The following is an 11,640-nucleotide window of genomic DNA, read 5'->3' as shown; positions in this document are numbered from 1 at the left end:
AAATTATATTATAGAGCGTTGGGGACAAGGCTAAGGCCTAGGGCAGGAGAAGGTTGCGCCTGGAGCGATTTCATGGAGGCGATCCAATGCGAAATAAGCGAAGAGATGACTTTTATAGCCAGTTCAACAATCAAAGTCTTGAGAATATCGAGAAGAATCATCGAAGCCAGTTTCCACAGCATAGGAATGTCCTTTTGTCACGAGAAAAATGCGTCAGTTCAGTTGGATAACACAACAGTGCTTGCTTGCATTTTCATTATAGTAAATATTTGTTAAAGCAACTTTATATAAAGGTTAAAATATGTACATTAGTAATGCTCTAATATTAAATCCGAGAATGAGGATGCTCACCTATTCTCTGGCTAATTATTAAAACAGCATCATTCCTCCCTTTACAGAGAAAGGCACAAAGCGAGAAAGTCTTTGCCTATTCAGTGGGAGAACCTGTCATCTCCCACAGCACGTCTACTATCGTTCGAGCCTTCGTCGCCTCTGACGCTTTCGAAGTATCTGACTCTCTACCCATATATCTTCGACATCTTCGCGAATACGTGCAACCGTCCTACGCATAAGGATGCGCGAAACTGTGAAAAGCGTATCCAACTGGATACCCACAATTTCTATCACATCCTCTGCTTTCTGGGTCAAGGTAGGCTCCGGCTGCCTGGGAGTCGCAGCATATTCAGTGATGATTGAATTCGTCTCCATTTGCTGCTCTGAAGGCTCCATTTGCGCTTCCACAGGCTCCTGGTGCATGTGATTTGATTCTACATTCCCCTCACGAAAGGCTTGAGCGAAATGCTGAGCGCGTAAACGCGTATTTCCCAGAAAGTAGCCCAGGGAATAAGCTATATTGTTCAGGCGCTCGTCCACGTGTTCTGTCTTCTCTGGCTGAGATTGTTTTTCCTCTGGCCCACTCATGAAACTCACCCCACTGCCTTTCTCTAGCTCTCCAAACGACAAAAGAGTACTCTACTGGTAGATCCCTATATAAGAATAGCATGCGAGATAAAATCAATCGCCATAGCCAGCTTAAGCTTTCGTGCCTGTCGCCCAGGGTGATATCCCTACTACAGATCTTCGCGAAACCCTGCTTCACAAAGAGGGAGGTAGCAATTGCTGATTTTCAAGCAGGAGGTTGGCGCGGTGGGCATCGAAGGAGGCAGAGCACTCCTGAAAGATACGCAGCGCGGTTTGCAGATCCTGCAAACTGCGCTGCTGACTCTTCGTATCAGGCACCTGTAAGAGCAGCTTAGCGTGGCTGAACAGAGTTCGGCCCGCCTCCAGGCGCATCCCTTGCTGCTGGAAGGTCTGGATCGCCTGCTCATAACAGGCGGAGGCGGCGCTAGTCCGCTGTTGATAGGCATCCATATGGCCGTAGAGGCGCTGGGTATGGCCACGCAGCCAGGTTAGCTCATATAGTTCGCTATCGGTCAGTGCAAGCTTTGCCTGCTCCTGAGCCTCGGGATAGCGGTTGAGCAGGAGGAAAACCTCCGCCAGGAGCAGGCGCGCCTCGCCCCGTGTCTCATGCTCGATACCAGCCAGGGCCAGGACCCGTGTCAATGATGAGGCTGCCTGCCTGAGCAGCCTGGTTCGCTGGTGCGTATCGTTGGGGATCGCCAGGGCCTGGGTCAGGCGTAGGTCACCAAGGGCTCGCAATATCATAGCCATGTAGGGCGTCAGGCGCGCCTTGCGGCTAATGACGAAGGCACGACAGAGATGTGTACTAGCCTCCTGAAACTCGCCCTGAGCTTGCAAGACATTAGCAAGGTAGACACGCATCTGGCTTATGGCTGAGTTATCGTCGGTCTGCTCGGCAAGCACAATACTTCTGCTCAAGGTATCTCGCGCCTCATTTAAGTCTCCGAGTCGAGCAGCAAGAATACCGAGATTGCCATGCAAGAAGGAGAACAGCGTGCCATCGCCAACACGCTCCGTTAGCTTGAGTGAGCGCCTGAGCACGGTATACGCCTGGGAAAACTCGGCGCGCCGGAGGTGTGCATCGCCCATATTGCAGAGGAGGATCGCGAGTTCGCGTACCTGTCCATGCTGCTCAAAGAGCGGCAGGGCCTGGTACTGGTAACGCAGGCTTTCGCTGATGCGACCGGATGTTCCTTCAATCATACCCAGGAGCGTATAGATGCGCCCAAGATTGACAGAATTACCAAGCAAGGCCTGACTGGCCCGCCTGGAGCACCAGGTTGGCAGATGGCTATTCGCGTTGGTGCCGTCCTTATCGAAGAATTTCAATGCCTCCAGAACACGGTGGCGCGCCTCGGTATAGTTCCCCTCGCGCCAATAGGAGTAGCTCTGCTCCAGGCGCAGATTGGCCCAGGCGCCGCCCGTGGTGACATTAGCCGCCTCAAGCAAGGCCTCGCCGCGCTGGTAGCACTGACGTGCCTTCACAGTCTCCTCCTGGTCGTACCAGGTAACGCCGATCTCACACCAGAGCAGAGCCTGAATCAGCGCCTCTTCAGTCAAGAGATTATCAGCAGATGCGAGCTTTTCGCGCTCGTCCAGGGCCTGCTCATAGAAGGCGCGGGCCTGCTGGTACTTGCCCTGGAAGCGCACACACTCGCCCAGGCATTCAAGCAGATAGGCATGGTGTGTGTGATCCTGAGAGGTGTGAGTGAAATGCTCCAGCGTGAGTTGATAGTATTTCGCGGCCTCGGCATAGGCCGAAAGAGCATAGGCTCGCTCCGCGGCTCGCTGGGCATAACGGCTAACCTCACTTGCAGGTGCGTCGCCCTGCAGCAAGTGATGCGTAATCAGCGCGGCCACTTCATCCTCGCGCCCGGTATAAACCTCTTGCAGAGCCTGGGCGGCTCGCTGGTGCAGGCGAGCACGGCGCATGGCGGAGGTATGCTCATAGAGATAACTGGCGAGCAGAGGATGCCAGAAGTGATAAAGGGTCTCATGCCCCTGCTCCTCCTCGCTGAGCACACCCGCGCCCAGAGCCTCCTCCAACAGCTCAAGGACCTCATCTTCCGCCATAGGCCGCACCTCTGCCTCCATGGCGTAGATAGTGGGAAAGGTAAACGAGCCACCAAGCACGGCGGCCCCACGCAAGAGTTGCTGACAGGCGGAGCTTAACTTCTGAATATGATGCTCAAGCGCAGCGGTAATCGTGGTGGGCAGAGTAGGCAGGGTCGAGAGCGCGAGTTCCTCGGCGAAGAAGGGATTGCCAGCGACCTGGGCCTGGATACGCAACACGCGCTCAGTGGGCAAATGCGAGACTAGCGAACCAATCTCGTTCTCGCTCAAGGGAGTAACCTGGAGAATGCGCCCCGAACGCTCGCGCAACATATGTGCCATAAGCAGGCGTAGGGGATGAGGTGGCTGAAGGGGTAGCTCGGTATCGCGGCAGGTAATGGCGAAGAGGAGGGGCCGGCCCGTCGCGTGCCGTGCCAGGTAGCCCAACAGATCATGACTGCTGGCATCGGCCCACTGCACATCATCGAGCACAATCAGGAGAGGAGAGGCGGCACTGACAACGCAGAGGAGATCGCGTACGGCCTCGTGCAGGCGCAACTGCTCTTGCTCGGGCGAGAGATGTGAGGGATCGAGCAAGGCCTCTGGCGCCAGAGTGGCAAGGTCAGGAAGGAGCTTCAATAGAGGCTGCCAGCTGAGGCATACCTGGTCCTGCTCGCCCTCTGCTGTGGATGTGGTGGTAAAGCTTGAAGTGATAATATCCTGGAGGAAGGGTGACTCTGCGATGGCCTTGCGCAAAGCCTCCGTCCAGATATGATAGGGAATATCGCGCTCCTGCTGGTAGGCACGTCCCCAAATGACCTGCCAGCCCCGGCGTATGGCCTGGCGAGCCAGTTCCTCTGCCAGGCGCGTCTTGCCAATACCCGAGACACCCATTAGGAAGAGGCACTGCGGGCTCTTCTGTGTATCGAAGGGCAATGGCGTTCGCGGCTGATATCCCTGGCTTATAGACCGCTCTACCTCGTCAAGACGCTCATACAGGATCTTCAGTTCGGTATCACGGCCCACGAGGGGACTCTGGCGCGTTCGTAGAAAGGTCGCGTCCGCGCCACTCATTTGCTTGTTCATGGCTCTCTCCCTGCCTGCTGTAAAGTAGGGGACTAGGTACTTTACAGTCTTTATATGCGGCACATGCGTCGCATTCTGGCAATGGAAGATACTACATATTTACGCAAACTGCTACTTGCTGGGAGATTTGGGTACCCTGTAGGTTTTGGCCAGGACACCTCCATGGAATAAATAGGCGACCCGTTGACGGCACCTATTTATACGCGGTGCGGCGAGAAAACCACGAGGTCTTCAGCCTCGTGGATGAACGCCGTATCTTACTCCTATCCCTGACTTTCAATAGACTGGCGAATAGTCTCTTGGCTTGCATTCCCGATAGTGCAGCAAAAATACCCACCACTCCAAAAAGTTGGTAGAGGAGAAGGAACTTGGTCAGGGCAATCGCATCTAAATTTTCAAGCGGCCTGTAGAGAGCATCTATACAGCAGAGATTTAAAAATGGGCTTGTTAGGGCATGGCTTGTAGAGCCAATTCCCCAAATTAGATGCGATTGCCCTGGGAACTTGGTAGGATTTTTTGACAGGTCATCCATGAGGAGCGCGCACTCACTCTCTTCATCTTCTCAAACTTGGGAATTGGTTTCAAATCGACCTTTTTCCCGTCTATCATCATCAAAAGAGCATAACCAGTAGACATACGGCCTTTGATAAAGTATTCCTGACCCTGGTAGCGCACTTTGTCGAATTTGCGAAAGCCCTGGATTTTCCCTGTTGTGATCCGTTGCTCGCTTCGCTTTCCTTTGGTTTGCTGATACTCTCCATCTGGAATGCATTTCTTGACAAGCACCGTTTGTATCTGAAAAACAGGCTTCTTTCCGCGTGTGGCAATCATGGCGGCATCAAAGACATGTTCTTTGGGAAGTCCCGCAAGCAATCGATGTTCTTTCGTCACGAAGCCCCACGTTTCTTCCGCCTCAACGCGTTTCAGCAATTGCATGCGGATGCTGTTCATCTGGGTGGCATGCAGCAGATTCCCTTTTTTCTTGCCGGTGCGCTTGAGCGTCATCATTCCCGCGTGAAGGGCTTCATGACAGGTCTTGCAGAGCGTCAAGAGATTGCTTTCCTCATCGCTTCCGTGTTGGCTACGAAAGATGATGTGATGCACTTCGAGTCGTTGATCCTTTGATTTCCCCCGGCAGTGTTGACAGGTGTAGCCATCTCGTGTCAGCACATAGGCTTTGGTATTCGCATACCCGTAGTTCATCCCTTTTTGATACAGCCACTTCTTTCGCAGCACCTCCGGGTTTTTGAGCGCATGTGGGTCAAAGGTTCCTGTTTCCAGCACCATGGACGTGATTGGCAACAAAGATTGCGCAAAGCGGATTTCTCGCAGATGGGCGTCGATCTTGCTTCTCATGGTTGGGGAGAATCGCCCGATCTTGATGGAATTCCTCCGATTCAACCAGCGTGCAGGCCGATAGCGTGTCTTTCGGTTGCGGCGATCTCGACGATGGGTAGCTCGTGCTTTCATCGTCGTGGCAATATCATTGCGCACTTCTACTTCAGAAAGATACAAGATGCTGCCCTGTTCACTCGCGACAGCCGAACCAATCACCGCACTCCCGGTATCCACTCCCAAGGTCAAGGGTTGTGTGTAGGTACGCTCTGGCTGTGCGGACAACTTGATCGTAAAAGGGATTCTGCGGACAACTTTGGCCTTTCCCTCTTTGAGTAACAAACGGGCAATCGCAGCAGAACAAGGCATAAGCGGCGCCCTATCTGGTGATACGACATAGACTCTCTTCAGACGATTCCTTTCGGAAAAATGCTCCGGCAAGCGCCGGGTGATGCGTATCTCTGCACTGTGACCATGCAGAGAATCCGTCCTCATCTCGACAAGGTTCAAAAGGCTTGTTAGGCCTGGATCACCGGGCCTTTCCTCAGCCCTACTTAAATCCAGGCGACAGAGCAGCGGTCTGATGCGTCAACCGCAGGTGTCATGACCTTTCAAACGGTCTCACCATTTCTGATGAGGAGTCTGGTGAACTCAGGCTTCTTGCGAAGCCCCTGAGTCTTCAGCTCAGGGGTAGTTCACTCCATGGAAGCAAGAATTAGCCTCAAACGTGTCAATAATCCATCATATAAAACGAAAACGCGATATCCAACTTGAACTTGAACTCAAATCAAACCTTTTCATCCATGGATTGAAACACGTTCCATCGGCTAAGTAACGGCTTTACTCCAGATCAAAGGCAGCAGGCCAGGTTACACGTCCAGGAACACGCTGGCCACTCGCAACAAGGGCGAGATACTCATCTAGTAGACTGCTCTGACTCAGCGAACATGCCATGGCGGCCTCCCAGGATGAGCATATGGCCTGACCAAATGCACCGACTGAAGCTGAAGCTGGATGTAGAGGCAGGATACACTCTACATCAGGAGCCGCTGTCTCCACCCCCAGAACCATGGTGGCAACAATGGCCCTGGCTGCCTGATGATCACGCGCGAGAAAAACGCGTGGTTTATTGGGTTCTCTCACATGTGTTCGTGTGTAACCTACCACCTCGTGGTGGCGCGTATAGACCGTAGCATGTATCTCTGGATCAGGACTAAGCCAGTCAAGCAAATCCAAGCCTGGCTCAAGAGCCATATCTACGGCACCCTCCTCATGAAGCCATAGAGCATTGAGAGCCGCTAAATCTTCGCTTGTCGGAGCACGAGCATCAAGCTTCTCCCTGGGAAGGTTCCTAATGGAGATAGCAAGTTGTGAAGAGCCAAAGGCGTGTGTACGATAGCCAAAGCGAGGGTAGTAGCTGCTATGTCCAAGAAGGATGCTTAGGGCGTATCCCCTGGTGGCAGCGATGGCATGTCCCTTGATGATAAGCTGTCCCCCAACGCCTCGCCTCTGATAAACAGGGTCAACAGCCAGTGGTGCGAGATTAACGATAGGCAATGTTTGACCGAGCAAGCGCATCTGGTAGGGAGAGAATAGGACATGACCAACGATTTGCCCATTTTCCTCTGCCACAAGCGAGAGCTCCGGGTCAAATGCGCGGCGCTGGCGTAGCAACATAACAATCACGGCCTCTAATGAACGATTGGCAAAGGCACGCGCATGCAAGGCGCCAATATCTGCGTAGTCGGAGACCTGTTCTGGTCGAATAAGCATACATCTTCTCTTTCGTAGAGAGGTGTCACATGGCACCTTCTCAATGCGTTGTGATGTTGGAAGGTATGGCAAACTCATGGATTGCCTTCGCGCCTTCCTCACAATAACTGCTAGATATTAAAACGCATTGAGAAGGAGGTATCAACATGCTTCGTATGCTTTCCTGGCACAAGGCCCTCGTTCTGCTTATAGTGAGCATGGCCCTGGCGCTGGGAACCACCCGGGCTGTGCAGGCTCACAACCTCAGTCCTCATCATCTCCAGGTTTCACCAGCCATCTGCCAGGTAAGTGCACGCGCACCAGCACTGGGACAGACTCAGCAGGTCATGTCCGCGAGCAGTATCCAATGCGCACGCGCAGTCACCTCGCTCCAGGTCAATTCACGCCTCGAAGTCAACGTAGGCGGCTCCTGGTACAAGCTCAGTGAGAGCAATACCTCGGGTCCCTCGTATGCCAAGAGTTTGAGCGCAGCCGCCTCTGTCGCCTGCTCGCAGGGCCAGACTCTGACCTTTAGAAGCGTCGCCTTCGGCAGCTACCAGGACAGCACTGACTGGCATCAAGTTCCCGAGAGCGCCTCCTCCGAGGTCGCCCTCAAGTGCGCATAAAGCAATAAGCTTACGCACGCGCTTACGCATAGGTAGACGCGTGCGTAACTAACACTCTTACCTCCTAATGAACCCCCTCTTAGCACACGAATGTTGGGAAGCAGAGAGCAAAATCAGAGAAGTTTTTTTATATCTTTTAGCATAAAATGTTTTTAGCTATCTGCTGTTAGGTTGCAACAACAATTACAAAGATAGGAGTGTATTATGGGAAAAGTCATGTTTGGCCTCTCGGTATCATTGGATGGATTTATCGCGGACAAGAATGATGATGTCTCACAGGTATTTGCCTGGTTTATCAACGCGTGGGAGAACTTTCATGAGATTGCGGGCGATGCACTCAATGAGAACGGCGTGGTAATCATGGGGCACAGGAGTTTCAATATGATTGATAGTGAGAATGGGTGGGTTTTCCCAGATGGTACGGCTCCCGACTGGCCAGTGATTGTCTTGCAGTCGCAGGCACGCGAATCGGTGAAAAAAGGTAGAACACAATTTCACTTTGTCACTGATGGCATTGAAAGCGCGATTGCGAAAGCCAGGGAGATCGCGGGCGAGAAAAATATTGCCCTTCATGGTGCAAGCGCGGTCCAACAAGCTTTGAAGGCAGGCCTGCTCGATGAATTACATATGTCTATTGCCCATGTTCTCCTGGGTGAGGGCATTCGCCTCTTCGATCATCTCGGCCCTCAACCTATACAATTGGAACGCATACGAATGCTTGAATCGCCGGGCGCGACCCATCTCTCATTCCGTGTGGTGAAATAAACCCAACTTATGCCCTGCCACACTCTTTCTCAGGCGCTTTTGGTCTGTTGGATCGGAATGAGCCATCATCGGTTGCCATGTGCTGATCCCGCTGGCCAATGGCACGCAGATTACGCATATTATTGAGATTGAAGGTCCAGATGCCGAGGGCCTGGCCCAGGCGATGGGCTTCAAGCAAGAAGAATTGCAAGAGACCGTTACCTCATTGGCACGCTACGCCGAAGAGAACTAAGGCAAATCATAAACGCCACGCTGGCGATGCACCGTCAGCGTGGCGTTTATATTATTACTAGCTACAGGATGAGATGAGGGTCCAGACGCCAGCCGCGCCTCCGGGAACATCATTCTCTGTCCACCATTTGGCCTGCCAGAGTGAGCCGTTATAGGTCACGCGATTCCCTCCAACGTAGGCGACATTCAACTGCCACGCGGCAACACCCGCACATGATCCGCCGGGCGTGGGAGTTGGGGTCACAGTCGTAGTAGGCGTGGGAGTCGGCGTGGAGCCTGACGTGGGCGAAGGTGTGGGTGTCGGTGGAGGTGGTGTCGCCCCCGCGAACTGCACAATAATCTTGGTAAAGCCCCAATCGCTCTGTGGAACGCTGCTACAGGTACCTGAGAGTGAGCCATTGTTATCAGGGGGATTGCACTGGCGATCCCGGTTGACTGACCAGAAGGTGTAACGCGCCAGGTGGTTGCTCTCGGCAAAATTGAGCACGGTCTGGAAATCCGACTGGTAGAAGTACTCCGCGCTATCGGTCCGACCATTCATCGATGAGATGCCCTCATGTGCGTAGGCAGTCGCGCTACTCCAGCCAAAGGTATTCATCAGAATCGTGTTAAAGCTCTGCAAGGCGCTGATCTGGCTGCTTGCACCGCTAAAACCGCCATCGAAGGGCATGATCGCGTAGTTGTTGGGGGTATAGCCCAGCGTCTTCGCGTTGTTGAGCAGTTGCTGACCAAAGTAGCCCGTGCCGCTGGTGGTACCAGGAATGGTGATCGATTCGTAGAGGCCGGAATTATTGGCCTGGAGAATCTGGGCTGCGCCCAGTTCGTTATTGATGGCGGTAGCGTTCTCGTATTCTGGCTCCTCCAGGTCGAAATCAAGGGCGTGGAGACTATACTTGTTAATGATGGCCTGCTCCGCGGCGGCGGTCGCCTGGGGTGTGCCACAGGTCTGTCCAAGCTTATTGCCATTATAGCCACCAAAGGAGACCACTACATCCCCGCCAGCCGCGCGAATCGCGTTGATAATGGGAGCCATCTGCGTATCAGAGGAGACATTATCCAGCCCGGCATCTGTCTCCCAGGCGGGGGTACAGCCACCGTTGGCCACGATAAAGGCCAGGGTAAAGGCCTTGACCCCGCTCGCCGACATGACCGATGTCAGGCTGGGAGGATTGTTGGCGAGAGGCATGACATAGGGGGCCGCGTTATACCAGCTTGTGTTAAAGGCTGCCTTCGCCGTGGATGGTTTATCGGCGATAGCGATCAGAAGAGAGAAGAGAAACAATCCAATCAGGGAGAGTGCGCCCAGGCGCAACAGCTTCTTTTTCGACATGCGTCACTCCTTGCGTTAGGTATTGCCAGCAATCCTTGCGGGCAAACATTACCGCTGTCAGTCGATCTCAATTGCGCTTTGATCCAGCTATGCAACCCATCACACCTTCCTGACTAGCTTACCTACGCATATCCGGTAGACAGGTCTACCGTTCATACAAGTTTTAGGGCGCAGCCCTCCAGACTACAAAAAGGCTTTTTTTGCAGCCGAAGAATGAGCAAGGTGAATGATACGTTGAATGGCACGGATAGCAGGAAAACACTAAATATAAGTGAACTTATACATGAGTGTACCCAATCCTCATACTAATGTCAATATGTATATACCAATTTTTTAAGCCAATTTTTTAAGCCAATTTTTAAGTTTTTCTCGCATATCTTCTCTTCCACCTCGGCTCGCAAGCTCGCCTGTATGTAGGATGTGTGAGCGTGTGGCACTGGCATTCGCCAATGCCACACGCTCACACATCCTACCTTGAGCGCCGTAGGCGCGAAAGTAGACACACATTCATAAAACTGCGCGTTGTTTTGCCCATTTCTGCGAATATACTAATGAGATCTCAAGAATAGTGGAGTAAACAATACAACAACCCGGCCCGGTCCCTGAGCAACCAATGGATCTTTACGAGAAGCACGCTCCGGCTGTGTTGGCATATTTGTTAAGGCAGTTAGATTCGCGTGAAGATGCGGAAGATATATTGCTGGAGGTATTTACTATTGTTCTGAAAAAGGGTCAGATTTACGACAGGATGAACGTTCGTTACGCCCATTGATTATGGCCATAGCCCGTAACAAGGTCGTTGACCACTATCGTCGCTCACGACGCTTTCCGCAGGTACCGCTTGTTGATGTCGAGGAGCGTATTTATGAGCGCGAGGAACGTGAGCCTGAACAGGCAACTCTGCGCCAGGAGGAATACCAGCAACTACAAAGGCATGTGCGAAATCTGCCAGAGATACAACGCGAAGTCTTGCAGGTACGCTTTGGCGAGGGCATGCGCTGTGCGGAGATTGCCCAGGTGGCTGTGTTGCAAAAACGTGGAGAAGAAGCCAAGGAATAGAACCTTTACTGCCTTTCTGCTGAGTTTAGATGGCTCTCTCGAACAGTTGCGTGATGAACGCAGCTTGGCTCTAGCTATTTCCTCTATCCCCCCTGCACCTGGCCGTTCCTGATCATATGCATCATCTCCTATCCTTGTAGTGTTCGCCATGCGGTTTCGAAGGACCGGAAGCCCATTCCTGGCCTAACTAACGCGATGTGCAAATTGGTCTAAGCGACTAACAATTCAAACTGAAGGTAAGGAGCCTGTTGTTGCTGATTGAGCCAGAAGCAATGGGTATGCAGCAGCACACCCCGCAACAACCGGTTGCGCAAGTGCCACAGATCACGAGCCCAAACGTCTTGGGACTCTGTACCTGGATGAGTTGGGGCAATTTTTCCCGGTACCTTTGGGACGCTGCTCCCATCTCAACGGGACTCCGAATCGGCTACTCTGGAGAGAGATAGAAATCAACAAGTAGTCACAACCGTTCAGGAGTGAATG

At 52.8% G+C, this 11,640-nt stretch carries 9 protein-coding genes and 1 pseudogene; 4 read left to right on the top strand and 6 right to left on the bottom strand.

The window, feature by feature from the left end; translation table 11 throughout:
* Nucleotides 1-468 precede the first annotated feature (468 nt).
* The 5 genes and pseudogenes from KTE_RS44025 to KTE_RS44005 form a co-directional block, all read right to left on the bottom strand.
* Nucleotides 469-921: a hypothetical protein gene (locus tag KTE_RS44025; protein WP_201393454.1), complete on the bottom strand. Its 453-nt coding sequence runs from the start codon at nt 919-921 to the stop codon at nt 469-471.
* Nucleotides 922-1,095: 174 nt separating this feature from the next.
* Nucleotides 1,096-4,059, bottom strand: a complete 2,964-nt coding sequence (locus KTE_RS44020; RefSeq protein ID WP_201393452.1) for an AAA family ATPase — start codon at nt 4,057-4,059, stop codon at nt 1,096-1,098.
* Nucleotides 4,060-4,322: 263 nt separating this feature from the next.
* Nucleotides 4,323-4,400, bottom strand: a pseudogene (locus KTE_RS50345) (IS200/IS605 family transposase); the annotation flags it as partial.
* Between the two features lie 139 nt (nt 4,401-4,539).
* Complete coding sequence (gene iscB, locus KTE_RS44010) at nt 4,540-5,763, bottom strand: RNA-guided endonuclease IscB (RefSeq protein ID WP_374226876.1); 1,224 nt, start codon at nt 5,761-5,763, stop codon at nt 4,540-4,542.
* A gap of 471 nt (nt 5,764-6,234) precedes the next feature.
* Nucleotides 6,235-7,167: a GNAT family N-acetyltransferase gene (locus KTE_RS44005; RefSeq protein WP_201393450.1), complete on the bottom strand. Its 933-nt coding sequence runs from the start codon at nt 7,165-7,167 to the stop codon at nt 6,235-6,237.
* A 146-nt stretch (nt 7,168-7,313) separates the two neighbouring features.
* Here KTE_RS44005 and KTE_RS44000 point away from each other — a divergent pair, with 146 nt between their 5' ends.
* The 3 genes from KTE_RS44000 (at nt 7,314) to KTE_RS43990 (ending at nt 8,769) form a co-directional block, all read left to right on the top strand.
* Complete coding sequence (locus KTE_RS44000) at nt 7,314-7,772, top strand: hypothetical protein (protein ID WP_201393448.1); 459 nt, start codon at nt 7,314-7,316, stop codon at nt 7,770-7,772.
* Nucleotides 7,773-7,976: 204 nt separating this feature from the next.
* Nucleotides 7,977-8,537: a dihydrofolate reductase family protein gene (locus tag KTE_RS43995; protein ID WP_201393446.1), complete on the top strand. Its 561-nt coding sequence runs from the start codon at nt 7,977-7,979 to the stop codon at nt 8,535-8,537.
* A gap of 79 nt (nt 8,538-8,616) precedes the next feature.
* The gene (locus tag KTE_RS43990) at nt 8,617-8,769 is read left to right on the top strand and encodes a hypothetical protein (RefSeq protein ID WP_201393444.1); all 153 of its coding nucleotides are present in this window, start codon (nt 8,617-8,619) and stop codon (nt 8,767-8,769) included.
* Nucleotides 8,770-8,826: 57 nt separating this feature from the next.
* Here KTE_RS43990 and KTE_RS43985 read toward each other — a convergent pair whose 3' ends face one another.
* Entirely contained in the window at nt 8,827-10,098 is a 1,272-nt protein-coding gene (locus KTE_RS43985; protein ID WP_201393442.1) for a chitinase, read from the bottom strand.
* Between the two features lie 774 nt (nt 10,099-10,872).
* Between KTE_RS43985 and KTE_RS43975 the strand changes: the two genes are divergently transcribed.
* On the top strand, nt 10,873-11,157 hold the full coding sequence (locus KTE_RS43975; protein ID WP_236600999.1) for an RNA polymerase sigma factor: 285 nt from the start codon (nt 10,873-10,875) through the stop codon (nt 11,155-11,157).
* Nucleotides 11,158-11,640: the final 483 nt, after the last annotated feature.

The sequence above is a fragment of the Ktedonobacter sp. SOSP1-85 genome (assembly GCF_016587415.1).
Taxonomy (GTDB): domain Bacteria; phylum Chloroflexota; class Ktedonobacteria; order Ktedonobacterales; family Ktedonobacteraceae; genus Ktedonobacter.
This window is presented reverse-complemented; position numbering and strand designations above follow the sequence as displayed.